Source organism: Streptomyces sp. BK022 (genome assembly GCF_004217355.1).
GTDB classification, from domain to species: domain Bacteria; phylum Actinomycetota; class Actinomycetes; order Streptomycetales; family Streptomycetaceae; genus Streptomyces; species Streptomyces griseoluteus.
Genome location: NZ_SHKU01000004.1, coordinates 56875 through 81362, shown reverse-complemented (window position 1 = coordinate 81362; position 24488 = coordinate 56875). Strand labels below are relative to the sequence as shown.

The 24488-nt window shown below is 74.1% G+C and carries 23 protein-coding genes; 12 read left to right on the top strand and 11 right to left on the bottom strand.

Translation table 11 applies throughout. The annotated features are described in order from the left end of the window. Window positions 1-76: 76 nt before the first annotated feature. The gene (locus tag EV284_RS16840; RefSeq protein WP_130334935.1) at window positions 77-835 is read right to left on the bottom strand and encodes a GntR family transcriptional regulator; all 759 of its coding nucleotides are present in this window, start codon (window positions 833-835) and stop codon (window positions 77-79) included. Between the two features lie 155 nt (window positions 836-990). Then, window positions 991-1905, bottom strand: a complete 915-nt coding sequence (locus EV284_RS16835; RefSeq protein ID WP_130334933.1) for an RNA polymerase sigma-70 factor — start codon at window positions 1903-1905, stop codon at window positions 991-993. A 163-nt stretch (window positions 1906-2068) separates the two neighbouring features. Between EV284_RS16835 and EV284_RS16830 the strand changes: the two genes are divergently transcribed. From EV284_RS16830 to EV284_RS16820, 3 genes are all read left to right on the top strand, one after another. Next, complete coding sequence (locus EV284_RS16830; RefSeq protein ID WP_130336376.1) at window positions 2069-2836, top strand: alpha/beta fold hydrolase; 768 nt, start codon at window positions 2069-2071, stop codon at window positions 2834-2836. Window positions 2837-2939: 103 nt separating this feature from the next. Continuing rightward, window positions 2940-3785 carry an alpha/beta fold hydrolase gene (locus tag EV284_RS16825; protein WP_130334931.1) on the top strand — a complete coding sequence of 282 codons (846 nt, stop codon included), beginning with the start codon at window positions 2940-2942 and terminating at the stop codon, window positions 3783-3785. Between the two features lie 270 nt (window positions 3786-4055). Next, the gene (locus tag EV284_RS16820) at window positions 4056-5405 is read left to right on the top strand and encodes a GNAT family N-acetyltransferase (RefSeq protein ID WP_130336374.1); all 1350 of its coding nucleotides are present in this window, start codon (window positions 4056-4058) and stop codon (window positions 5403-5405) included. Window positions 5406-5480: 75 nt separating this feature from the next. Here the strand turns inward: EV284_RS16820 and EV284_RS16815 are convergent, their stop codons facing one another. Continuing rightward, window positions 5481-6671: a PLP-dependent transferase gene (locus tag EV284_RS16815; protein WP_130334929.1), complete on the bottom strand. Its 1191-nt coding sequence runs from the start codon at window positions 6669-6671 to the stop codon at window positions 5481-5483. 59 nt (window positions 6672-6730) lie between these two features. Here EV284_RS16815 and EV284_RS16810 point away from each other — a divergent pair, with 59 nt between their 5' ends. The 6 genes from EV284_RS16810 (at window position 6731) to EV284_RS16785 (ending at window position 12751) form a co-directional block, all read left to right on the top strand. Next, window positions 6731-7216 (top strand): Lrp/AsnC family transcriptional regulator, encoded by a 486-nt coding sequence (locus EV284_RS16810; protein WP_130334927.1) that lies wholly within the window; start codon window positions 6731-6733, stop codon window positions 7214-7216. Between the two features lie 53 nt (window positions 7217-7269). After that, window positions 7270-8958, top strand: coding sequence for a DUF885 domain-containing protein (locus EV284_RS16805; RefSeq protein WP_130334925.1), 1689 nt, complete (start codon window positions 7270-7272; stop codon window positions 8956-8958). A 90-nt stretch (window positions 8959-9048) separates the two neighbouring features. Further along, window positions 9049-9720: a hypothetical protein gene (locus EV284_RS16800; RefSeq protein ID WP_130334923.1), complete on the top strand. Its 672-nt coding sequence runs from the start codon at window positions 9049-9051 to the stop codon at window positions 9718-9720. A gap of 107 nt (window positions 9721-9827) precedes the next feature. Further along, complete coding sequence (locus EV284_RS16795; RefSeq protein ID WP_130334921.1) at window positions 9828-10088, top strand: ferredoxin; 261 nt, start codon at window positions 9828-9830, stop codon at window positions 10086-10088. After that, on the top strand, window positions 10078-11469 hold the full coding sequence (locus EV284_RS16790) for an FAD-dependent oxidoreductase (RefSeq protein ID WP_130334919.1): 1392 nt from the start codon (window positions 10078-10080) through the stop codon (window positions 11467-11469). The genes EV284_RS16795 and EV284_RS16790 overlap by 11 nt, the downstream gene beginning before the upstream one ends. Before the next feature lie 43 nt (window positions 11470-11512). After that, window positions 11513-12751, top strand: coding sequence for a cytochrome P450 (locus tag EV284_RS16785; protein WP_130334917.1), 1239 nt, complete (start codon window positions 11513-11515; stop codon window positions 12749-12751). Window positions 12752-12757: 6 nt separating this feature from the next. On the opposite strand, the gene EV284_RS16780 is transcribed toward EV284_RS16785, so the two are convergent. From EV284_RS16780 to EV284_RS16770, 3 genes are all read right to left on the bottom strand, one after another. Further along, window positions 12758-15748 (bottom strand): SMC family ATPase, encoded by a 2991-nt coding sequence (locus EV284_RS16780; protein WP_130334915.1) that lies wholly within the window; start codon window positions 15746-15748, stop codon window positions 12758-12760. Beyond that, the gene (locus EV284_RS16775; RefSeq protein ID WP_130334913.1) at window positions 15745-16908 is read right to left on the bottom strand and encodes an exonuclease SbcCD subunit D; all 1164 of its coding nucleotides are present in this window, start codon (window positions 16906-16908) and stop codon (window positions 15745-15747) included. Before EV284_RS16775 ends, EV284_RS16780 begins: the two co-directional genes overlap by 4 nt. 79 nt (window positions 16909-16987) lie before the next feature. After that, window positions 16988-17614: a YigZ family protein gene (locus tag EV284_RS16770; protein WP_130334911.1), complete on the bottom strand. Its 627-nt coding sequence runs from the start codon at window positions 17612-17614 to the stop codon at window positions 16988-16990. A 123-nt stretch (window positions 17615-17737) separates the two neighbouring features. Between EV284_RS16770 and EV284_RS16765 the strand changes: the two genes are divergently transcribed. After that, a complete protein-coding gene (locus tag EV284_RS16765) occupies window positions 17738-19720 on the top strand; it encodes an amino acid transporter (protein ID WP_242625710.1) in 1983 nt (660 codons plus the stop codon). Between the two features lie 4 nt (window positions 19721-19724). Here EV284_RS16765 and EV284_RS16760 read toward each other — a convergent pair whose 3' ends face one another. Continuing rightward, window positions 19725-20462, bottom strand: coding sequence for a hypothetical protein (locus tag EV284_RS16760; RefSeq protein ID WP_130334909.1), 738 nt, complete (start codon window positions 20460-20462; stop codon window positions 19725-19727). A gap of 141 nt (window positions 20463-20603) precedes the next feature. Between EV284_RS16760 and EV284_RS16755 the strand changes: the two genes are divergently transcribed. Then, window positions 20604-21011 (top strand): CoA-binding protein, encoded by a 408-nt coding sequence (locus tag EV284_RS16755; protein ID WP_130336370.1) that lies wholly within the window; start codon window positions 20604-20606, stop codon window positions 21009-21011. Here EV284_RS16755 and EV284_RS16750 read toward each other — a convergent pair. The 3 genes from EV284_RS16750 to EV284_RS16740 form a co-directional block, all read right to left on the bottom strand. Beyond that, the gene (locus tag EV284_RS16750) at window positions 21008-21562 is read right to left on the bottom strand and encodes a YbaK/EbsC family protein (RefSeq protein WP_130334907.1); all 555 of its coding nucleotides are present in this window, start codon (window positions 21560-21562) and stop codon (window positions 21008-21010) included. The two genes, EV284_RS16755 and EV284_RS16750, sit on opposite strands and share 4 nt — an antisense overlap. A 34-nt stretch (window positions 21563-21596) precedes the next feature. Next, entirely contained in the window at window positions 21597-22169 is a 573-nt protein-coding gene (locus EV284_RS16745; protein WP_130336368.1) for an XRE family transcriptional regulator, read from the bottom strand. 163 nt (window positions 22170-22332) lie between these two features. Further along, a complete protein-coding gene (locus EV284_RS16740; RefSeq protein WP_130334905.1) occupies window positions 22333-23097 on the bottom strand; it encodes an acyltransferase in 765 nt (254 codons plus the stop codon). Window positions 23098-23252: 155 nt separating this feature from the next. Between EV284_RS16740 and EV284_RS16735 the strand changes: the two genes are divergently transcribed. After that, window positions 23253-23780 carry a gamma carbonic anhydrase family protein gene (locus tag EV284_RS16735; RefSeq protein ID WP_130334902.1) on the top strand — a complete coding sequence of 176 codons (528 nt, stop codon included), beginning with the start codon at window positions 23253-23255 and terminating at the stop codon, window positions 23778-23780. A gap of 20 nt (window positions 23781-23800) precedes the next feature. Here EV284_RS16735 and EV284_RS16730 read toward each other — a convergent pair whose 3' ends face one another. Further along, window positions 23801-24454 carry a DedA family protein gene (locus EV284_RS16730; RefSeq protein WP_130334900.1) on the bottom strand — a complete coding sequence of 218 codons (654 nt, stop codon included), beginning with the start codon at window positions 24452-24454 and terminating at the stop codon, window positions 23801-23803. Window positions 24455-24488: the final 34 nt, after the last annotated feature.

Below are 24488 nucleotides of genomic sequence, written 5' to 3'. Positions count from 1 at the left end.
CGCGCGGCCCGCATGCCGCCGCGCCCCGGTGGGGTTCCGGGGCGCGGCGGGATGTGCGGTGCGGGTGCCGCTGCTCTCAGGAGGCGCGTCGCTCGGGGTCGTGGTGTATCTCGACGTCCGGGGTGTCGCCGAAGGTGAGGCGGCAGGTGTCCGCGCGGTAGGTGGCCACGCCGAGCGCGGCGGTACGGCCCTCGGCCGTGAACCGGGTGGTGACGACGAGGACGGGCGAGCCGGGCAGCCGGTCGAGTTCCCTCGCGTCCTCCGCGCCGGCCGAGCCCAGCTCCACCGCGCGGTCCTGGCGGTCCAGTTCGAGCCGCTGGAGTTCGCGCAGCACCGCACGGGCGCGGGCCGGTCCGGAGGGCGCGTCGATCGCGCTCAGGTCGGGCACCGAGGCGGCCGGGATGTACAGCAGCTCGGTGGCGACGCGTCGGCCCTGCGACATCCGGAACCGGCGTACGAGGTGCACCTCCTCGGCACCGGTGTCCAGGGCGGCCACGACCGGGGCGGGCGGTACGGCCCGCTCGCAGTCCATCGGCTGCCAGGCGTCGTCACCGGTGCCGGGCCACGTCTGCCGCCCGGTGCCGAGGGCGACGCCGACGCGCGGCGGCGCGACGGTCGTACCGACCCCCCGGCGGCGCTGCAGCCGTCCCTCCAGCTCGAGTTGCTCCAGCGCCTGCCGGAGCGTGGCGCGGGCGACGCCGAACCGGGCGGCGAGATCGCGCTCGTTCGGCAGGATCTCGCCCACCGAGAACTCGGAGTCCAGTGCCTCGCTCAGTACGGTCTTGAGGTGCAAGTACTTCGGCTCCGGCACCGTCTCCAGTTGCGTGGTCCCCACCCTGTCCTCCGCAAGTGCCGTGCTCCGGCGATTTTGGCGCCCTTGTTTATTAAAGGTTGTTGCAGTTCTTTGCGACCATAGGGCGGCCCTGATGCTTGGTCAAGACCAATTGTCCCATCCCTGCCCACTCGCCCGGTGCCCGGGTGACGAAGCGTTCACATGGAGTTCGCACCGCCAGGGGGTCCGTCCCCGGCGAGGACGCGCAGCTTGTCGGGGTTGCGGATGATGTAGACGGCGCTGATCGCACCGTCGGTGATGCCGAGCTGGAACAGGGTGTCCGGCCTGCCCTCGGACAGCACGAGCACCGCGACACCGCCGTTCACCTCGATGAACCGGTGGGTCATGTCGGGCAGCAGGTTCTTCGAGGACACCCCGGCCAGGAAGCGCCCCACCTTGTCGGCGGTGAACAGCACCCGTACCGGAGCCTTGGCCTTGCCGCCGCTGTCGCCGACCAGGCGGGCGTCGGGAGCGAGCAGGGACATCAGTCCGTCGAGGTCACCCTCCGTGGCCGCCGCGAGGAACCGCTCGGTCAGCCTCCGGCGCTGGGCGGGGTCCACGTCGTAGCGCGGCCGGCGCTCCTCCACGTGTCTGCGGGCCCGCGCGGCCAGCTGCCGTACGGCGGGCTCGCCCCGGTCCAGCAACTCCGCGATCTCGGCGTACGGGTAGCCGAACGCCTCCCGCAGCACGAACACCGCGCGCTCCAGCGGGGAGAGCGACTCCAGTACGACGAGGACGGCCACGGAGACGGAGTCGGCGAGCAGCGCCCGGTCGGCGGTGTCCGGGACGGCGTCGCCGAAATCGGTGGTGTACGGCTCGGGCAGCCAGGGGCCGACGTACGCCTCGCCGCGCGACTTGACCTGCCGGAGCCGGTCCAGGGCCAGCCGGGTGGTCACGCGGACCAGGTAGGCACGGGGTTCGCGGACCTCGGCGCGATCGGCGCGGGACCAGCGCAGCCAGGCGTCCTGCACCACGTCCTCGGCGTCCGCGACGCGGCCCAGCATGCGGTAGGCGACGCCGGTCAGCAGCGGCCGGTTCTCCTCGAAGACATCGATCGCGGTCTCGGTCGTCACGGTTCCCATCCCATCCTGGCGCACCCGCCGGTGTCCAGACGAATTCGGTCGTTCCTGACGCGTCGCGGAGCCCGGCGTCGCGGGGCGGGGCGGCGCCGGGCGGGGCGGGCGAAGCTCTGAGATCATCCGCTCGTACGCCGTCGATCAGGGGGAAGCCGTGAGCATCCGGGACGCCGTCGTCACCGCCGCGGGTGACCGCATCCGCTGGGTGGAACTGCCGGGGAGCGACGCGCCCCGCGTCTTCCTGCACGGTCTGGGTGCCACGGCGGTCGCCCACTTCGCCGAGGCGGCCACCCATCCGCTGATCGCCGGGCATCGCACGCTGCTGGTCGACCTGCTGGGACACGGGCTGAGCGACCGCCCGCACGACTTCGACTACAGCCTCGAGTCGCACGCCGGGGCACTGGCCGCCGCGCTCACCGACGCCGGGGTGGCGGGGGCCGAGGTGGTCGCGCACAGCATGGGCGGTGCCGTCGCGATCGTGCTGGCCGACCGGCACCCGGAGCTGGTGTCCCGGCTGGTGCTGGTCGACGCCGGCCTGGACCCGGTCGAGCCCGCCAGGGGCGCGCCCGGCAGCGCCGGTATCGCGGCCTACTCGGAGGCGGAGTTCGCGGACGGCGGCTGGACGGAGGTCCGGGACCGGGCCGGCGCGTTCCGGTGGGCCACCATGCGGCTGACCGACCGTACGGCCCTGCACCGCAGCGCCGCCGGGCTCGCCCGTGGCACGGTCCCGACCCTGCGGGAGCTGCTGGCGCGCCTGGACGTTCCGCGCACCTTCCTCCACCCCGAGACCGACGGACCGCCGCGCGGCGAGGACGGGCTGCGGGAGGCGGGGGTGTCCGTGGTCGCGGTCGCGGACTGCGGGCACGACATCATGCTGGACGCCCCCGAGACCTTCGCCAGCCTGGTCGCGGCGGCGCTCGCGGCCTGAGATCCGCGGAGTTCCGCGACACGACGCGAAGGGCTACCCGCCGGTAGCGATTGCTGACAAGCTGTCTACGGCGTCCGTCAGCAGCCGTACCGAGGAGCTTCGTATGTCCGCCACCGTCTCCTTCAAGGTTCCCGTCCCGGCCGGGACGAAGGATGTGACCGTTTCCTACCAGCGGGTGGGGCGGGGTGATCCGCTGGTGCTGCTGCACGGCATCGGGCACCACCGGCAGGCGTGGGACCCGGTGGTGGACATCCTGGCGACCGAGCGCGAGGTGATCGCCGTGGACCTGCCCGGCTTCGGCGCCTCGCCGGACCTGCCCGACGGCCTCGCCCACGATCTGCCGACCATCAGCTCCGTGCTGGGCGCGCTGTTCGAGGCGCTGGACCTGGACCGCCCGCACGTGGCCGGGAACTCCCTCGGCGGGCTGCTGGCGCTGGAGCTGGGCCGGGAGAGGACCGTACGGTCCGTCACCGCGCTGGCTCCGGCCGGGTTCTGGACCGAGACCGAGCGGCGGTACGCCTTCGGGGTGCTGCTCACCATGCGGGGGCTTGCCCAGCGGCTGCCGCTGCCGGTGGTGCGGCGGATGTCCCGCAGCGCGGCCGGCCGCACCGCGCTGACCAGCACGATCTACCGTCGTCCCGCGCGCCGGGCCCCCGAGGCGGTGGTCGCGGAGACGCTGGCGCTGGCCGGGGCCACCGCGTTCGGGGCGACGCTGCGCACCGGCGCCACCGTGCGGTTCACCGACCCGCTGCCCGGCGTTCCGGTCACCGTGGCCTGGGGCGCGCACGACCGGATCCTGCTGCGCCGCCAGGGTGTGCGGGCCAAGCGGATCATCCCGCACGCCCGGCTGGTCCGGCTGCCCGGCTGCGGACACGTCCCGATGAACGACGACCCGGCGCTCGTCGCCCGCGTCATCCTCGACGGCAGCAGCCGAGCGGCCGGGGCCTGACGTCCCGTACCCTCGGAGGCGTGTCGCGCACCGGCGTCATCCCCCGGAGCGCGGCACGCCAACTGCTGCGCGGAGCAGGCACTTTGACGGGGCGTCCACCGATGGTGGAAAGTGCGACGAACTCGGGCACAACGATGCTTAACCCATCGGTCACAGAGCGTTCGTGATCACGCAACACCATTCCTGCACAGTGGCCGCATGACTGCGGACCTCTCCCGAACGAACCGGAAACCGACGCCGAGCACGATCCGGACCCGGCACGGACGTCCCGTGCACCACTGGCGGCGGGACCTCGTCGAACTCGCGGCCCTGTTCACCGCCGTCGCGGTGGCCGACGCGGTGGCGAACCTGATCGGGCACGGCCCCGACGGTCCCGTCCTGCTGCTGATCTCGGCGCTCGCCCTGGCCGCGACGGCCGGGTTCCACACCTGGTGGGCCCGGCGCCATGTGCACGCACCGCCCACCGGTGACACCAGTGATACCGGCGCCCGGCCGAGCGCGTCCGCGCACCCGGCCGGGCCGTCCGCGCGAGCGGGCGCCGGCGCCCTGTGGCGCATGCGGACGACCGTACGGGACGAACCAGGCTCGCTGGCCGCGCTCTGCACGGCGCTGGCCACGCACCGGGTCGACATCCTGAGCCTCCAGACGCATCCGCTGCCCGACGGCACGGTGGACGAGTTCCTGCTGCGGGCCCCGGACGCCCTGGCGGCGTCCGAACTGACCCGTGTGATCGCTGAGTCGGGCGGCAGTTCCACCTGGATCGAGCGGGCCGACGCCCACGATCTGGTCGACGCCCCCACCCGCGTCCTGAGCCTCGCCACCCGCACCGCGCTGGACGCGGCCGAACTTCCGCTGGCCCTGCGTCAGCTGCTCGGCCGGTGCACGATCCGCTCGGTGCCCGCCGGCACGGGCGGCGAGCCGGTGCCCGCCGAAGGGGTGCTGGAGGACACCGTGCTCCGGCTGCGGGCGCCGGGCGGAGGCGTACTGAGCGTGGAGCGGCCGTATCTGCCCTTCACCCCGACCGAATTCGCGCGGGCGCGGGCGCTGGTGGAGCTGGACAGCCGCCTCGGCCCGCGCATCCCGCGAGCGCACGACGTGCTGACGCTGCCCGAGGGCAACGCGATCACCGTGCGCCGGGTCGACACCGGTGACCTGGACGCGGCCCGGGCGATGCACGAGCGCTGCTCGGACCGCACCCTCGACCTGCGCTACCACGGGCCGGTGCGCGACGCCGACCGCTATCTGAACCACCTGCTCAGCCCGCGCTTCGGCCGCACCCTTGCCGCGCAGACCGCCTCGGGCCGCCTGGTCGGCCTCGGGCATCTGCTGTGGGACGGCGAGGAGACCGAGGTCGCCCTGCTGGTCGAGGACGACTGGCAGCGGCGCGGGGTCGGCACCGAGCTGCTGGACCGGCTGGTGCGGATGGCGGTGGAGGCGGGCTGCGCGAGTGTGTACGCGGTGACCCGCTCCGCCAACACCGGCATGGTCGCGGCGATGCGCGGACTCGGGCTGCCCCTGGACTACCAGGTCGAGGAGGGCACCCTCGTGATCACCGCCCGGCTGGACGCGGCCCGCACCGACGCCCCTTCGAGGAGCGGAGACGAGCAGCTCCGGCTCTGACCTCCGGGTACGGCGGACGGCCCGGCGGTGACCAGCCGCCGGGCCGTCGTCATGGGAACTCCCGCTGCCATGAACTCAGTTGACGGCCTCGAACAGCGGTACCGGCGCCGGGACCCGCTCCCCCAGCGCGCCGGACAGGTCGGCCCACAGGTCCTCGGTGTCCTCCAGGCCGACCGAGAGCCGCAGCAGCCGGTCGCCCACCCCGGCATCATGCCGGTCGGCGGTGTCCACGATGCGGTGGCTGATGGACGCCGGGTGCTGGATGAGGGTGTCGACGCTGCCCAGGCTGACCGCCGGGGTGATCAGCCGGACGCGGGCGATCACCTCGTGCGGGTCGCCGTGCACCTCGAAGGCGACCATCGCGCCGCCCAGCCTCGGGTAGTGGACGCGGGCCACGCGCGGGTCGGCGGCGAGCCTGCGGGCCAGCTCGGCGGCGGTCGCGGAGGCCGCGCGGACCCGGACCGGCAGGGTGGCGAGACCGCGCAGCAGCAGATAGCCGGCCAGCGGGTGCAGCACGCCGCCGGTGGCGAACCGTATCCGCCGCAGCTGCCCGGCGAACTCCTCGTCGCAGGCGACCACTCCGGCCATCACGTCGCCGTGCCCGCCGAGGTACTTGGTGGCGCTGTGCAGCACCAGCCGCGCGCCGTGCTCGGCCGGGCGTTGCAGCACGGGCGTGGCGAAGGTGTTGTCGACGAGCAGCGGTACGGTCCCGCAGGAGTGGGCGACGGCCCGGATGTCGACCTCGGCGAGCGTGGGGTTGGCCGGGGACTCGACCAGCACCAGACCGGTGTCGGGGCGCAGCGCCTCCGTGATCCCGGCCGGGTCGGTCCAGGTGACCTCGGTCCCCAGCAGCCCGGCGGTCAGCAGGTGGTCGCTGCATCCGTACAGCGGCCGGACCGCCACCACATGGCGCAGGCCGGCGGCCGAGCGGGCGAGCAGCACGGCGCTGAGCGCGGCCATGCCGCTGGCGAACGCGACGGCGGAGGCGGTGCCTTCGAGACGGGCGAGGCCGGTCTCGAAGCGGGCCACGGTCGGGTTGCCGAGCCGGGCGTAGACGGGCGGCCCGTCGGGGAGGACGCCCTCCGCCGCGAAGGCGTCGATGCGGGCGGCCTCGTCCCGGCTGTCGCGGGAGGGGTAGGTGGTGGAGAGGTCGATGGGCGGGGTGTGCAGGCCCTGTGCGGTCAGGTCCTCCCGCCCGGCGTGCACGGCCTCGGTGGCCAGTGCCCTGCGTACGGTGTCGGCGGCGCCGTTGCTGCTCGATTCCATGACCGAAGGGTGAACACCCGACGGGTTCAGGGGGCTGTGAGCCGTGTTACGTTCGGCCGATGGACGCCTCCGTCGTACTGGATTCGGTGGATCTGCATCTGCTCCGGCTGCTGCAGAACGACGCCCGGACCACGTACCGCGACCTCGCCGCCCAGGTCGGGGTGGCGCCGTCCACCTGTCTGGACCGGGTGGCCCGGCTGCGCCGGTCGGGCGTGATCCTCGGCCATCGGCTCCGGCTGGACCCGGCGAAGCTGGGCCGGGGCCTGCAGGCACTGCTGTCGGTGCAGGTCAGGCCGCACCGGCGGGAGCTGGTCGGGCCGTTCGTGGAGCGGGTGCGGGCGCTGCCGGAAGCGCGGACGGTGTTCCATCTCACCGGCCCGGACGACTATCTGGTGCATGTGGCGGTCGCCGACATGGCCGACCTCCAGCGGCTGGTGCTGGACGAGTTCACCTCGCGGCGTGAAGTGGCGCGGGTCGAGACCCGGTTGATCTTCCAGCAGTGGGAGTGCGGCCCGCTGCTGCCGCCGGGTCATGCCGAGAGCTGAAATCACCGGTGCACGGGTGACGCGGACGCGCCTGTGGCATCAGGATGGGCGCCATGTCCGACACCAAGAGCTTGCTGCCCCGTCAGGTCGCCGACGCCTATGTGGACGACCTTCTAGCCCTCGACCCGGTCACCGGCACGTACCTCGGTGTGCGGGAGAGTTCCCGCCGGCTGCCCGACTACTCCCCCGCCGGCCAGGAGGCCCTGGCCGACCTGGCGCGCACGACGCTCGCCCGGCTGGACGAGGCCGAGCGCCTGCCCGGCGCGGACAGTGACGCCGAGCGCCGCTGCGGGCGGCTGCTGCGGGAGCGGCTGACCGCCGAGCTGGCCATGCACGACGCGCACGAACACCTGCGCGCGGTGGGCAACATGCACACCCCGGGCCACTCGGTGCGGGACATCTTCACCGTGACCCCGCAGGAGACCGAGGAGGACTGGGCGGCCCTCGTCGAGCGGCTCCGCGCGGTCCCCGCGGCCTACGAGGGATACCGTGCCTCCCTCACCCTCGGTCTGGAGCGCGGCCTGTACGCGGCACCCCGGCCGACGGCCACCTTCGTCGAGCAGCTCACCGAGTGGGCGGACACCGGCGAGGGGCGCGGCTGGTTCGAGGACTTCGCTGCGGCCGGTCCCGAGGCGCTGCGCGCGGAGCTGGACGAGGCGGCCCGCGCGGCGACGGCCTCGGTGGTCTCCCTGCGCGACTGGATGCGGGACGTGTACGCCCCGGCCGTCGCGGACGCCCCGAACACGGTGGGCCGTGAGCGGTACGCCCGCTGCGCCCGCTACTTCAACGGCACCGACCTGGATCTGGACGAGGCGTACGCCTACGGCTGGTCGGAATTCCACCGGCTGCTCGGCGAGATGGAGAAGGAGGCGCAGAAGGTGCTGCCGGGCGCCGGGACGCCGTGGGTGGCGCTGGCGCACCTGGACGAGCACGGCCGGCACATCGACGGCGTGGACGAGGTCCGGGAGTGGCTGCAGGGCCTGATGGACCGGGCGATCGCCGATCTGGACGGCACCCACTTCGAACTCGCCGAACGGGTACGGCGGGTGGAGTCCCGTATCGCCCCGCCGGGCGGCGCGGCGGCCCCGTACTACACGGGTCCCTCCGAGGACTTCTCCCGGCCGGGCCGGACCTGGCTGCCGACGATGGGCGAGACCCGGTTCCCGGTGTACGACCTGGTGTCCACCTGGTACCACGAGGGCGTGCCCGGCCACCACCTGCAGATCGCGCAGTGGGCGCATGTGGCGGCGGACCTGTCCCGCTACCAGGCCACGGTGGGCATGGTCAGCGCGAACGCCGAGGGCTGGGCGCTGTACGCGGAGCGGCTGATGGACGAGCTGGGCTATCTCACGGACGCGGAGGAGCGGCTCGGTTACCTGGACGCGCAGATGATGCGCGCGGTCCGGGTGATCATCGACATCGGTATGCACCTGGAGCTGGAGATCCCGGCGGACTCGCCCTTCCACCCCGGTGAGCGGTGGACGCCGGAGCTGGCGGAGGAGTTCTTCCGGGCGCACAGCAGCCGTCCGGCGGACTTCGTGGTGAGCGAGCTGACCCGCTATCTGACGATGCCGGGCCAGGCGATCGGCTACAAGCTGGGCGAGCGGGCCTGGCTGCTCGGCCGGGAGCGGGCGCGGGAGCGGCACGGCGACTCCTTCGACCCGAAGGCGTGGCACATGGCCGCCCTGTCCCAGGGTTCGCTCGGTCTGGACGACCTGGTGGACGAGCTGTCCCGGCTCTGACTCGCCCGTACGGCCCTGCCCGGGTGGCGTGGCCCCCGTACCGGCCTCTTGCTGGTGCGGGGGCCGTCGCACGAGGGAGGTGGGCCGCTCATGCAGCGCAACGGGCCGGGCCGGCGGGCGTTGGAGACGCCCCGGGCGGCCGGGCTGGCCGGGGTGGTGTTCGCGCTGCTGCTGACGGCGACGATCGTGCTGATGCGGCTCGGCATCCCCGAGGGGGCCGGCGCGGCCGGCGCCGGGGGGTTCACGGACACCACCCGGCGGAACGCGGTACGAGCGGCGCTGGCACTGGTCCCGTTCGCCGGCATCTTCTTCCTGTGGTTCCTGGGCGCGGTGCGCGCGCACGTGGGGGATGTGGAGGACCGGTTCCTGGCGACCGTGCTGCTGGGCAGCGGACTGGTCTTCACCGCCACCCTGTTCGGCGCGGCCGCCTCCGCCGGCGCGGTGCTGACGGTGGCCCACCCCACCGGCAGTGCGCCCTCGCTCACCACCTGGGACTTCGGCCGGCATCTCGCGTACACGCTGATGATGGACTACGGGATGCGGATGGCGGCCGTCTTCGTGTCGTCGATGTCGGTGATCGGCACGCGGATGGGGGTGCTGCCGCGCTGGCTGACGGCGGTGGGCGCCGTGACGGCGCTGGTGCTGCTCTTCGTCTCCTCCAGCGTGCCCTGGTCGGAGCTGGTCTTCCCCGCCTGGTCGCTGCTGCTGAGCGCGCACATCCTGCTGGTCGGCGGGCGGCGGCGGCGCGTGACCCTGACCTGACCGGCTCACCCGATCGGCGCGTCCCGGCGCGCGGTCGGGGCACCGGCACGCCGATGCTTGCGCTCGGGGGACGGCCTGAGCGGACCACCGGAAAGGGCGCAGCGTCGATGCGGATCGTCGTCGATCTCAACAAGTGCCAGGGATACGCCCAGTGCGCGTTCCTCGCTCCCGACGTGTTCACCATGCACGGCGAGGAGGCGCTGCTCTACAACCCGCTCGCCGCCGAGGAGGAGCGGGACGCGGTCGCCCGCGCGGCCGCCGCCTGCCCGGTGCAGGCGATCACGGTGGAGGGTCTGCACGAGGGCGCGCCCGTCGAGCCCGTGCGGGTCCGCTCCGGTGCCCCCTGGGAGCCGCGCGATGGCCGCTGACTACGTGGACTGGCTGCGCCGCGAGGGCCGCATCGTGATCGTCGGCGCCTCGCTGGCCGGGCTGCGGGCGGCCGAGACGCTGCGCGCGGAGGGCTTCACCGGTTCCCTCGCCCTGATCGGCGACGAACCCTACGAGCCGTACGACCGGCCGCCGCTGTCCAAGGCGGTGCTGCTGGGCAAGGCATCCCCGCGCCACACCGAACTGCCCCGGCGCCGCCACCTGGACGCCGAGTGGCGGCTCGGGGTCCCGGCGGCCGGGCTGGACCTGACGGGCAAGCGGGTACTCCTCGCGGACGGCGAGGAGGTGGAGTACGACCGGCTGCTGATCGCCACCGGGGTGCGCGCCCGCCCCTGGCCGGTGGCGGAGGAGGCCGAGCTGGACGGCGTCTTCGTGCTCCGCACCCGTGACGACGCGGTCGCGCTCACCGAGCGGCTGCGGGCCGGGGCGAAGCGGGTCGTGGTGATCGGCGCCGGTTTCGCGGGGTCCGAAGTGGCCTCCGCTTGCCGGGAGATGGGGCTTGAGGTCACGGTCGCGGAGCGCGCGGGGGCCCCGCTGGTGGGGGCGCTCGGCGGGGTGATCGGGGCGGTCGCGGCCGACCTCCAGGTGGAGAACGGCGTCGACCTGCGCACCCATGTCACCGTGACCGCGCTGGAGGGCGACCCGATGGGCCGGGTGCGGTCGGTGCACCTGTCCGACGAGAGCGTGGTCGAGGCGGACGTCGTGGTGGTCTCGCTGGGGTCGCTGCGCAACACCGAGTGGCTGAACGGCTCGGGGCTCGGCGCGGGGCCGCGCGGCATCGCGAGCGACGCGGGGTGCCGGGCGTTCGACTTCCGGGGGATCGTCACGGACGACGTGTTCGTCGCCGGTGACGTGGCCCGCTCCCCGCACGCGCTGTTCGGCTACCAGTTCCTGTCGCTGGAGCACTGGGGCAACGCGGTGGCGCAGGCGGAGACGGCCGCACACAACATGATCTGTCCCGCCTCCGACCGGCGCCCGCACATGTGGATGCCCGCCTTCTGGTCCTCGCAGTTCGGGGTGAACATCAAGTCGGTGGGCGTGCCGCCCATGGGCGAGGAGCTGATGATCATCCAGGGGTCCACGGCCGAGCGCCGGTTCGTCGGCGTGTACGGCTACCAGGGGCGCATCGTGGCCGCCGTGACCTTCGACAACGCGCGCTGGCTGGAGTACTGCCAGCGGCAGATCGAGCAGGGCGCGCCCTTCCCGGTGGAGTACCCGACGATGGACCGGCGGCCCGAGGGACGCAAGGCGGTCCCGGCCGACTTCCCCGACCCGGCCCTGCCGACCCACGGTCCGACCGTGACCCTCAGCGGCTACTCACCGGCCGACCGCCGGCTCGTCTTCACCCCCGGCCACCACTGACCGCCGTCCGGCCCCGCCGCCCCCGACGCTCCAAGGAACTGCCATGACCGAACCCTCGCTGGTGGCACGGATCACCGACTTCGCCAACCGCGCCGACCCCTACCCGCTCTACGCCGAGCTGCGCCGGACCCCGGTACTGCACGAGGAGGAGGACGGCCCGTACGTCATCTCCTCGTACTGGGACATCGAGAGCCTGCTGCACGATCCACGGATCAGCTCGGACGCGGCGAACCTGGCGGCGGCCGGCGCGGACGAGCTGAACCAGGCGGAGGCCACCGGGCTGCCGCCGTCGTTCATCCGGCTGGACCCGCCGGAGCACGACCGGCTGCGGCGCATCGCCAACAGCGCGTTCGGGCCGCCGCACGAGCCGCGCCGGATCGACGGCATGCGGGGTGAGCTGCACGCGATCGTCGCCGAGCTGATCGACGGGCTGGCGGGCGAGACGGAGATCGACCTGGTGGACCAGTTCGCCTATCCGTTCCCGGTGACGGTGATCTGCCGGCTGCTCGGGGTGCCCCGCGAGGACGAGCCCCGGTTCCGGTCCTGGGTGGACCCGCTGGTGGCGAGCCTGGACCCGGAGACCCGGCAGGGCGCGGACCCCGACTTCGTGCGGAGGACGCAGGAGGCGCGGACCCAGCTCGGGATGTACCTGGCGGGGCTGGTGGAGGAGCGCGCCAAGGACCCGCGCGACGACATGCTGTCCGACCTGGCCGCCGGGAAGGGGCCGGACGGTGCGATGACCATGATGGAGGTGCTCAGCACGGCCGTCCTGCTGCTGATCGCCGGTCACGAGACCACCGTCAACCTGATCGCCAACGGCATGCTCACGCTGCTGCGCCACCCCGAGTACCTCCAGCGGCTGCGCGAGGAGCCGGAGCTGGCGGTCAGCATCGTGGAGGAGCTGCTGCGCTACGAGCCTCCGGTGCAGCTCGTGCCGCAGCGCACCTGCATCACCGACATCGAGGTGCGCGGGGTGACGATCCCCAAGGGCGCCCGGATCTGGCTGATGCTGGCCGCGGGCAACCGGGACCCGGAGCGCTTCAAGGACCCCGAGCGCTTCGACCCCGACCGGGACGACCTCCAGCACCTCGGGTTCGGCAGCGGCATCCACAGCTGCTTCGGGGCGCCGCTGGCCCGGCTGGAGGCGCAGATCGCGCTGGCCGAGCTGGCGCGGCGGCTGGAGAACCCCCGGCTGGTGGCGGACCCGCCGCCGTACCGGCCGAACGCCGTGCTGCGCGGGCCGCGCCATCTGCCGCTCACCATCGACGGGGTGCTGGCCTGACCCCGGTCAGATCCCGCGCGGGCGCAGCGACGACCCGGTCCGGTCCTTGACGACCTCCAACTGGGCGTGGATGCGGCGGCGCAGGTCGCCGACGTGGCTGACGATGCCGACGCTGCGGTCGCGTTCGCGCAGCGAGTCCAGCACGTCGAGGACCTCGTCGAGCGTCTGGTCGTCCAGGCTGCCGAAGCCCTCGTCGATGAAGAGGGTGTCGAGCCGGACCCCGCCCGCCTCGTCGGTGACCACGTCGGCGAGGCCCAGGGCGAGCGCGAGCGAGGCGAAGAAGGTCTCGCCGCCGGACAGGGTCGCGGTGTCCCGCTCCCGTCCGGTCCACGCGTCCACGACGTGCAGCCCGAGCCCGCTGCGCCCGCGTCCGCTGCGGTCGTCGGAGTGGACGAGGGTGTAGCGCCCGGCGGACATCAGCCTCAGGCGCGCGGTCGCGGCGGCGGCGACCTGTTCGAGGCGGGCGGCCAGGACGTACGACTCCAGGCGCATCCGGCGTTCGTTGTCCGCGCTGGTGCCGGCCGCGAGGGCGGCGAGCCGGGCCACCCGGTCGTACTCCTCGCGCAGCGGGGCGAGGCGCCGGGCGCCGTCCTCCGCGCGGGCGGAGAGCCGGTCCAGCTCGGTGGTGCGGCGGGCGGCCTCGTCACGGGCGGAGGCGGCTTCCCGCAGGCGCCGCTCGGCCTCGGCCGCGCGCTCTTCCGTCGCGAGGAGGTCGGCGGGGGCCCGCTCGGCGGCGGCCGCCGTCTCGGGCTCGGCGAGGACGGCGCGTACGGCCGACTCCTCCGACTGCCGTTCGTCCAGCCGGTGTTGGAGGGCGCGGTGGGTGGCGGGGTCCAGCAGGGCCCCGGCCGCCGCGCGGGGGGTGTCGAACCCGGCGCGATAGGCGGCGTCGGCGAGGCGGGCGTCGGCGTCCTTCAGGCGCACGGCCGCCTCCTCGGCCGTCCGGGCGGCGTCGGCGGCCTCGGTGAGCACGGCCGCGAGCCGCTCCAGTTGGGCGGCGCGGGCGGCGACGGTCTCGGCGGCTCCGCGTGCGCGCGTCAACTCGTCCTGGAGGGTGGCCTGTTCGCGGTCGAGGGTGTCGCGCCGGGTGAGCCGGGCGGCGGCCCGTACGGCGGACCGCTGGCGGGCCTGGAGCCGCTGCTCGCGCTCCGCCTCGGCCCGGCGCAGCTCCTCGTGAGCGGCGTGCAGGGCGGAGGCGTCCTGCCGCGCCTGCTCGAACTCCCGCTCCAGCTCTGCGACTTCGGCGGCGATCCGGTCGGCGGGCGTCTCCCCGGCCTCGGCGGTGACGGCGTCGAGCGCGGCATGCAGTTCGGTGCTGCGGCGCTCGTGCTCGACGTGCTCCCGCTCGGCCTCCTGGTGCGCGTCGGAGGCGTGCTGTTCGGCCTCGCGGTCGACGTGTCCGGCGTCCTTGCGGGCCGGGGCGGGGTGCTCGGTGGCCCCGCAGACGGCACAGGGGGCGCCGTCGGTGAGGTGGGCGGCCAGCTCTGCGGCGATGCCGGTCAGGCGCTGTTCCCGGAGGTCGAGCCAGTCTCCGCGCAGCTTCTGCGCGCGCTGCCCGGAGTCCAGCGCCTGGCGCTCGGCGGCCGCGGCGTCCGAGGTCAGCCGGTCGCGGCGGCGGGCCGCGTCGAGCCGCCGCCGGGCGGGGTCGCGCCGGGCGGCGAGTGACTCGGCACGGGAGGCGGCCTCCCGCGCCGCGTCGATGCGGGCCTGGAGAGCCGTGCGGGCGGCCTCCCAGCCGTCGAGCCAGGCGTCCGCCTCGCGCGCGGTGTCCTCGTCCGCGCGCTCCTCACGGTCGAGCCCGGCGCGCTCGGCGAGCAGTTCGGTGAGCCGGTGCTCGGCGCGCCGGGCGGAGGCGAGGGAGCCCAGCTCCTCGGCGGCGCGGCGGGCGGCGACCGCGAGGCCCGGGGCGCCGGAGTCGGCATGCTCCTCCGGCAGCGCGCGCCGGGCCCCCGCCTCGGCCAGGGTGGCCCTGCGGTGCGCGTTCTCCGCTTCCTCGCGCAGCTCCAGCGCGGGCGCCACGGTCTCGGCCTTGCGGCCGCGCTCCATCCGGGCCCGTGTCTCCTCGAACTCCCCCGCCCGCTCCGCGAGGCGGGCGGCGCGGTCCTGGGCCTCGGTGAACCGGTGCTGGAGGCGGGCGAGTTCGCGGGCCTCGGCCAGTTCGTCCTGGGCCCGGGTGTGGGCGGACTCGGCGGCGGTGAGGCGGCAGTGGGCGATGGTGAGGTGTTCGCGGGCGGTGCCGCGGGCCACGGCCGCGGCCGCGAGCACCGCGACGGCGAGGCCCGGATCGCCGGGCGCGAGCTCGGGCAACTCCATGGCGTCACCGGCCGCCTGCTGCATGCGGTGGGCGTCGGCGAGCAGCGCGGTGTCGCCCTCGCGCACCCGTGCCTCGGTGGCGCGCCTGCGCTCGGCGAGCCGCTTCTCCACGTCGGCGAAGCGCTGGGTGTCGAAGAGGCGGCCGAGCAGCTTGCCGCGTGACTCGGCGTCGGCGCGCAGGAAGCGGGCGAAGTCGCCCTGGGGCAACAGGACGACCTGGCAGAACTGCTCGCGGCTCATGCCGAGGAGCTGGGTGATCTCCTCGCCGATCTCCTGGTGCGAGCGGCTGAGGTCCTTCCAGGTGCCGCGCATGGCGTCGTACTCGCGCAGCCAGGTCTGGGCCTTGTCGAGGGTGGTGCCGGTGCCGCGCTTCTTGGGGCGCTCCCACGGGGGCTGCCGGGTGACCTCCAACCGGCGTCCGGCGACGGTGAGTTCGAGCCGGACCTCGGTGCGGATGGCCGGTTCGGCGTGGTCGCTGCGCAGGTGGGTGCCCTGGCCGCCCTGGCGGGCGCCGGGGACGGAGCCGTAGAGCGCGTAGCAGACGGCGTCCAGGACGGAGGTCTTCCCGGCTCCGGTCGGACCGTGCAGGAGGAAGATCCCGGCGGCGGAGAGCGCGTCGAAGTCGACGCTCTGGACGCCGCCGAAGGGCCCGAAGGCGGTGATGTCGAGCCGGTGCAGCCTCATCGGGCGACCTCCCGCGCCGCGTCGTCGGCGCGCACGGCGTCGAAGGCGTCGCGCAGCACCTCGGTCTCCCGGCCGTCGGGGGCGGCGCCGCGCACATGGGCGACGAAGTCCTCCGCGATCTGCTGGTCGCTGCGGCCCGCGAGGCGCCGGGCGTAGGACACGGCCGGGTCGTCCGGGGCGCGGTCGGGGGCGAAGACGAGGCTGAGGGTGTGCGGGAAGCGGGCGGCGATGCGGGCCATGGGGTCGGCGGGCCGGACGGCGTCGGTGAGGGTGGCCTCCACCCAGGCGTCCTCGTGGCGGCTCAGCGCGGGGTCGTCGAGCAGCTCCTCCAGCGTGCCCCGCAGGCGGGCCAGCGGGCGCGGCACCGGGCAGTCGAGGCGCTCGGCGGTCACGGCACCCCCGGCGTCCAGGTCGACGAGCCACATGCTCTTGCGGTGGTCGGCCTCGGAGAAGGAGTAGGCGAGCGGGGAGCCTGAGTAGCGGACGCGCTCACTGATCCGTTGGCAGCCGTGCAGATGGCCGAGGGCGACGTAGTCGACGCCGGCGAAGACCCCGGCGGGTACGGCGGCCACTCCGCCGACGGTGATGTCCCGTTCGCTGTCGCTGGTCTCGCCGCCGGTGACGAAGGCGTGGGCGAGGACGACGGAGCGGGTGCCCGGGGCACGGCCGGCGAGGTCGGCGCGCACCCGGTCCATGGCGGCGGCGAGCACGGTCTCGTGTCCGGCCCTCGGTACGCCGAACTCGTCTTTCACCAGGGCGGGTTCGAGGTAGGGCAACCCGTAGAAGGCGACGTCGCCGTGGGCGTCGGCGAGGACGACCGGGGTGCCGGCGGCGGCCGGGTCGGTGCGCAGGTGGATGCCCGCGCGGTCGATGAGTCCGGCGCCGACACCGAGGCGGCGGGCCGAGTCGTGGTTGCCGGAGATCATCACGGTGGGCACGCCCAGCCCGGCGAGCCGGTGCAGGGCGTCGTCGAACAGCTCGACCGCGGCCAGCGGGGGCACCGCGCGGTCGTACACGTCTCCCGACACCACGACGGCGTCCACGGCCTTCTCGCGCACGGTGGCGACGAGGTGACCGATGAACTCGGCCTGGGCGCCGAGCATGCTCACCCGGTGGAAGGCCCGGCCGAGATGCCAGTCGGAGGTGTGCAGGAGTCTCATGGACCCCGAGACTAACGGCAGGGTCGGACAACGCGCCCCGGTCGCATCGGATTTGAGTGTTATGCCCGATTGGCCCGGATCAGGCGTCCCCGTACGCCTCGCCGCCCAGCTCCAGGCCGGCCGATCCCGCCGTGGCGTCCGCGAGCCAGCCCCGGAAGGCGTCGACGTCGGCGTCCGGGAGGGCGATGTCGATGGCGACCGCCTCGCCGTAGCGGACGTCGCGGACCTCGCGGCCGGTGCCGCGCAGGTCGTTCTGCACCTTGCCCGCGCGCTGGTGGTCGACGGTCACCGTGGCCAGCCGGTAGCGGCGCCGGGTGCGGGTGCCGACGGCGTCCAGCGCCTCGCCGACCGAGCCGCCGTAGGCGCGGATCAGTCCGCCCGCGCCGAGCTTCACCCCGCCGTAGTACCGGGTGACGACGGCGACGACGAACCGCATGTCGCGGCGCAGCAGCATCTGGAGCATGGGCACACCGGCCGTGCCGCCGGGCTCGCCGTCGTCGCTGGCCTTCTGGGTGGAGGCGTCGGCGCCGATGACGTACGCCCAGCAGTTGTGCGTGGCGTCGGCGTGCTCCTTGCGGACCCCGGCGATGAACTCCTGCGCCTCCCGCTCGGTGGCGGCCGGGGCGAGCGCGCACAGGAAGCGGGAGCGGTTGATCTCGGTCTCGTGCACACCCGCGCGGGCCACTGTGCGGTACTCGTCCTGCATCGTGCCAGCCTATGCGGAGCGCCGCGTCTCCCGGCCGCCGGTGTGCGGGGGAGGATGCGGGGCAGACGCGCTCAGCGATCAGGCGGCCCGCACGGTGGGCCGCGGGTGAGGAGGCAGCAGCGTATGACCAGCGTCCCCGTGCAGCCCGCGGAGCCCGGCGGACCCGCCCCGGACTCGGTGCGGGCCCGCTTCCGAGGCTGGCTGCTGGAGGGCCTGAGCGAGCGGACCGCCCGGCACCCGGGGCCGCACCGCACCCCGCACCAGGAGCACGAGGGCCACCCCTGGTGGCGGGTGATGTGCCTGACCGGCGTCGACTACTTCTCCACCCTCGGCTACCAGCCCGGCATCGCCGCCCTCGCGGCCGGGGCCCTCTCCCCGCTGGCCACCCTGGTGCTGATCGCCCTCACCCTGTTCGGCGCGCTCCCGGTGTACCGCAGGGTGGCGCGGGAGAGCCCGCACGGCGAGGGCTCGATCGCCATGCTGGAGCGCCTGCTGTCCTGGTGGTCGGGGAAGATCCTGGTCCTGGTGCTGCTGGGGTTCGCCGCCACCGACTTCATGATCACCATGACGCTGTCCTCGGCGGACGCGGCGGCCCATGTGATGGAGAACCCGTTCGCGCCGCACTGGACCGAGGGCGCGGGTGTCTGGATCACCCTGGTCCTGCTCGGGCTGCTCGGCGCGGTCTTCCTGAAGGGCTTCCAGGAGGCCATCGGGATCGCCGTCGTCCTGGTCGCCACGTACCTTGCGCTCAATGTCGTGGTCCTCGCCGTCTGCGCCTACCAGGTCCTCACCCACCCGGTGCGGATCGAGGACTGGACGCACCTGATGACGGCGGAGCACTCCTCCCCGCTCGCCATGGTCGGCGTGGCCCTGCTGGTCTTCCCCAAGCTCGCGCTCGGCATGTCCGGCTTCGAGACCGGCGTGGCGGTGATGCCCCAGATCAAGGGCGGTGCCCAGGACACCCCCGAGAACCCGGCGGGCCGTATCCGCGGCGCCCGCAAGCTGCTCACCACCGCCGCGCTGATCATGAGCTGCCTGCTGCTGCTCTCCAGTCTGGCGACGACGATCCTGATCCCCGAGAAGGACTTCCGGACCGGGGGCCCGGCCAACGGCCGTGCCCTCGCCTACCTCGCCCACCAGTACCTCGGCGAGATCTTCGGCACGGTGTACGACCTGTCGACCATCACCATCCTGTGGTTCGCGGGCGCCTCCGCGATGGCCGGACTGCTCAACCTGGTCCCGCGCTATCTGCCGCGCTACGGCATGGCACCGGAGTGGACGCGCGCGGTGCGGCCCCTGGTGCTGGTGTTCCTGGTGGCGGCCGTGCTGATCACCCTGTGGTTCCACGCGAGCGTGGACGCGCAGAGCGGGGCGTACGCGACCGGCGTGCTGGTGCTGATGCTCTCGGCGGCCTTCGCCTCCACGGTGGCGGTGCACCGGCGCGGGCACCGGGCGGCCACCCTCGGCTTCGGCACGATCACCGTCGTCTTCGCCTACACCCTGGTCGCCAACGTGATCGAGCGGCCCGACGGCATCAAGATCGCGTCCATCTTCATCGTGCTGATCATGCTGACCTCGTTCGGCTCCCGCGTGCACCGCGCCTTCGAACTCCGCGCCACCGACGTGGTGTTCGACGAGGCCGCGCTCCGCATCATCGACGAGGCCGCCGAGCACGGCCCGCTCCAGCTCATCGCCAACGAGCCGCAGGAGCACAGCAGGCGGGAGTACCGGGAGAAGGAGCGCGAGCAGCGCCAGCACACCCGGCTGCCCAAGGGCGCCTCGGTGGTGTTCCTGGAGGTGTTCGTCCGGGACTCCTCCGACTTCACCGCCGAGATCACCGTCCACGGCGACGAGAAGCACGGCGTACGGCGGCTGCGCGCGGACGGGCCGACGGTGCCCAACACCATCGCGGCCGTCCTGCTCGCCCTGCGCGACCGCACCGGCGAGGTGCCGCACGTCTACTTCAACTGGACCGAGGGCAACCCGATCGGCCACCTGCTCCAGTTCCTGGTCTTCGGCAACGGCGAGGCGGCACCGGTCACCCGCGAGGTACTGCGCCGCGCGGAACCGGACCCGGAGCGCAGGCCCTGGGTACACGTCGGCTGAGCACTCAGCCGGGGTTGCCCAGCTCCCCCGCGAGGTCGAGGGCGAGGAGGCGGTCGGCGTAGAGGAAGGTCTCGAAGCGAGCGCCGTCGGGGAGGTCCGGGGCGCTCGCCACGTCCCGGAGCACCGCGAGGACGCCGGGCAGGTCGAGGTCGTCCTCCCAGGCCGCGCGCAGCCGGGCCCGCACCTCGTCCGGCACCGGCCGCGAGGGCTGGTTCGCCCAGCGGGCCACGCCGGTCCGCCAGGCGGCGGCGGTCCGCGCGGCCTCCTCCAGCGCGCCCGCGTCCAGTGCGGCGGGCTCGTCGCGCGGGACCGAGAGCAAGGCCAGGCGCAGGGCACCGGGGTCGGTCAGAAGTTCCTGCACGTCCTCACCGCCCCCGTCCCAGCCGGCCGCGGCGACGGCCACCACCACTCCGGCAGCGGGCGGTTCCTCGGCCGCGGCCCGCACATGCACCACCTGGGCCTCCCCCAGGCCCGACGCGACGTCCCGGCTGTCCTCGAAGGGGCGGATGCTCAACACCGTCCCCGCGGTGCCGAGTTCGGCCTGTTCACGGGGTGCGGTGAGCATGGTCCAGACGGGGGTGCCGCCCAGCTCCAGGGCGCGGACGAGGAGGTCGGCGGTGAGCAGCACCCGCAGCGCCGTCAGGTCGAGGCCGCCCGCGTGGGCCTCCACTCGGGTCAGGCCCCGGCGGGCGGGGGTGGCGGGGACGGACTCACCGGTCCGGGCGTCGAGGATGCGCAGCACGCAGCGAGCGTAGGCGCGCCGACGCCCGGACGCAGCACCTTGTGCCGATTCCGGACAGCGTGGCGGGCAAGCGGGGGAATCGGCGTGCGTCGCCCGCTGTTGTCCCCCACGGCACAGTTCCCGCGCGTGGAGGAGGCCGCCGTGTACGGCGACGAGGCGACGATCCGCACCATCCTGACCGGTCTGGGTGACACCTGGGCGGTGGTCGGCCTCTCCGACAACCGGAACCGGGCCGCCCACGGGGTCGCCGAGGTGCTGCGCCGGTACGGGAAACGGGTGGTGCCGGTGCACCCGAAGGCCGAGCCGGTCGGGGGCGAGCAGGGGTACGCGAGCCTCGCCGACATCCCGTTCGACGTGGACGTGGTCGACGTGTTCGTCAACAGCGAGCTGGCCGGCCAGATCGCCGACGAGGCGGTGGCCAAGGGCGCCCGCGCGGTCTGGTTCCAGCTCGGCGTGGTGGACGAGGCGGCGTACGAGCGGACGCGGGCGGCGGGCCTGGAGATGGTGATGGACGCCTGCCCGGCGATCGAGATCCCGCGCCTCGGCTAGACGCCCAGCCCCTCGGTCACGACCGCGCCGGGGATCTCCGCGAACGCCTTGCCCGGCACCAGGAGTTTGCCGCGCCGGCGGCCGCTGCCGACCAGGACGTAGGACAGGTCCAGCACGGCGGGGTCGACCAGCACCGGCCAGGCGGCGGGGAGTCCGAGCGGGGTGATGCCGCCGTACTCCATGCCGGTCTCGCCGGTCGCCAGGTCCATCGGGGCGAACGAGGCCTTGCGGGCGCCGAGTCGGCGGCGCACCGTGCCGTTGACGTCGACCTTGGTCCGGGACAGCACCAGGCAGGCGGCGAGCGTGGTCTCGCCGCCGCGCTTGCCCGCGACCACCACGCAGTTGGCGCTCAGGTCGGGCAGGTCGGCGCCGTAGTGCTGGACGAAGACGCCCGTGTCCGCGAGGTCCGGGTCGGTGTCGACGTACAGGATCTGCTCGGCGGGGACGGTCCCCCGCCAGTTCCGCACCGCCTCGGCGACCGGTGCGGTCAGCTCGGCCAGGGCGTCGGGGGCGGGGGTGGCGTGGTCGAAGTCTCCGATGGGGGCGCGCATGGCGGCACCGTAACAGCCGTCGCGGGGGCGGCCCTCAGCGCACCGGGGGCACCGAGACCGCCATCACCATCCGCATCGGTACGTCGCCCTCGTTGCCGTAGGTGTGCGGGGTGTCGGCCTCGAAGGTGGCGCTCGCCCCGGCCGGGACCGCGTGCCGGACCCCGTCGACCTCCAGGGTGAGCTCACCGGAGGTGACGTGGACCAGCTCCACCGTGCCGGAGGGGTGCGGGTCGGCGCTGCTGTGCTCGCCCGGCATCAGGTTCCAGTCCCACAGCTCCAGCGGGCCGGGCGCCTCGGTGCCGGCCAGCAGCCGGTTCCAACTGCCGCCCTCGGTGTGCCAGAGGCGGACCGCCTGGTCGGCCGGGACGACCCGGACGCGCGGCCCCTGCTCGTAGTCGAGCAGCGTGGTGACGCTGATCCCGAGCGCGTCGCCGATCTTGACGACGGTACCGATGCTGGGGTTGGTGCGGGCCTGCTCGATCTGGATCAGCATGCCCCGGCTGACCCCGGCGCGGGCGGCCAGCGTGTCCAGCGTGAAGCCGCGCTCGGTGCGCCAGCGGCGGACGTTGCGCGCCAGGGACCGGGTCAGCAGGTCGAGGTCCGCCACATCACGTCCATTGCAGATCGCATCGGGAGCCACCGAGGTCACGAGGGCCTCGTCGGTCACGGGAGGGAATGACCGGATCGGGTGCACGGGACGGCGGCGCGCCGCACCCGGCCGTGCACGGCACTGTACTGCGCGGTCCGGTACGGAGCACGCGCCCGCCCGCTCAGCCCTCCGCGTCCAGCTGGGCGAGCTGCTCCACCTGCTCCTCGTCCAGTGCCGCCAGCGCCCCCAGTTGCGCGCCGGTGACGCCGGCCGGGGGCGGCACCGGGGCGGGGGTGCGCAGCGGGGGCTGCCAGCCCTCCTCGGGCGTCCACCGCCGTACGACACGGGCGGGCGCCCCGGCGACCACGGCGTGGTCGGGGACCGTGCCGCGCACCACCGCGCCGGCCGCGACCACCACGTTCCGGCCGATCCGGGCGCCGGGCAGGATCACCGCGCCGGTGCCGATCCAGCAGCCGGGGCCGATCTCCACGGGCTCCATCCGGGGCCACTGGCGGCCGATGGGCTCGTGCGGGTCGTCGTAGGAGTGGTTGGTGGAGGTGACGTAGACGTACGGGCCGAAGTAGCAGTCGCGGCCGATGGTGACCGTGGTGTCCGCGATGACGTGGCTGCCCCGGCCGAGGACCACGCCGTCCCCGATGCGCAGGATCGGGTCGGGGCCGAGGTCGAGGTCGGGCATGAGACCGGCGGTGAGGGTGACCTGTTCGGCGATGATGCAGTGCGAGCCGAGGGTGATCCAGGGCTCGCCGAAGACCGTGCCGAGCGGGAAGGCGAGCCGGGTGGCCTCGCCGATGGCACCGAACCGGAAGCGGCCCGGATGCCCGGCGGTGACCGCGCCCCGGCGCTGCGCCCAGCCCCACGCGGCATGGACGGCACGCTGGGCGAGCCCCTGCCGCCAGGAGGTGAACGTGTTCTCGGGCTTCGGCACCCGCCCACGTTACTCAGCGGTCACTCACCGCGAGGCCCCGGGCGCCTGTGATCTTCACCCCATCGGGCCGGGCCCGCGATGCCCTACCGTGCGCGGGGGACCGCCCGGCGCGGTCCGGCCCGATTTTTCGCCCGGCAGAGAGACGGTGGACACGGATGACGCACAAGGCCCTGATCGTGGGCATCGGCGGCAGGGAACCGGCGATCGACCCGGAGGCGTTCGTCGCCCCCAACGCCACGGTGATCGGCGACGTGACGCTGCGGACGGGCGCGAGCGTCTGGTACGGGGCCGTGGTGCGCGGTGACGTGGAGCGGATCACCGTGGGCGCGGACGCCAACATCCAGGACAACGCCACCCTGCACGCCGACCCCGGCTTCCCGCTGACGATCGGCGAGCGCGTCTCCGTCGGCCACAACGCGGTGGTGCACGGCGCCACGGTCGAGGACGACTGCCTGATCGGCATGGGCGCGACCGTGCTGAACGGCGCGGTGATCGGCGCCGGGTCCCTGGTGGCCGCCCAGGCCCTCGTCCCGCAGGGCATGGTCGTGCCGCCCGGTTCACTGGTGGCGGGGGTCCCGGCGAAGGTCCGCCGGGAGCTGTCGGAGGAGGAGCGGCAGGGCGTCACCCTGAACGGCACGCTGTACGCGGACCTGGCGAAGACACACCGGGCCGTGCACGAGTAGGAGGGGGCCGGGGCGGGCCTCTACGCCTGGTCGGCGCCGACCGGCTCGGCCTCGGGGGCCTCGTCCGCGGACTCCTTGCGCTGCGAGCGGCGCTTCATGACCACGAAGGAGCCGAGGCCGACGACGATCGCGGCGGCCAGCGCCACCCAGGAGAACCGCTTGAGCCAGTCCTCGGCGACCATGCCGACGTAGTAGACGACGGCCGTGGTGCCGCCCGCCCAGACGACACCGCCGAGCACGTTGGCGATCAGGAACTTCCAGTACGGCATGCGCAGGACGCCCGCGAGGGGCCCGGCGAAGATGCGGAGCAGGGCGATGAAGCGGCCGAAGAAGACCGCCCACATGCCCCACTTCTCGAACGACCGCTCGGCGGTGGCGACATGCGCCTCGCCGAAGTGGCGCGGGAACTTCCGCCCCAGCCAGGTCAGCAGCGGGCGGCCGCCCTTGCGGCCGATCGCGTAGCCGATGGAGTCGCCGATCACCGCGCCGGCCGTGGCGCAGGCGCCGAGCACGAACGGGTCGACCCCGGTGTGCTGGGAGGACATCAGCGCGGCCGAGACGAGGACGATCTCGCCGGGCAGCGGGATGCCGAGGCTCTCCAGCCCGATCACCAGGCCCACCAGGGCGTAGACGGCGACGGCGGGCACCGAGTCCAGCCATTCCTGCACGTGCACCGCGGTTCCTCCCGGTCGCTGTCGTACCCCGCTG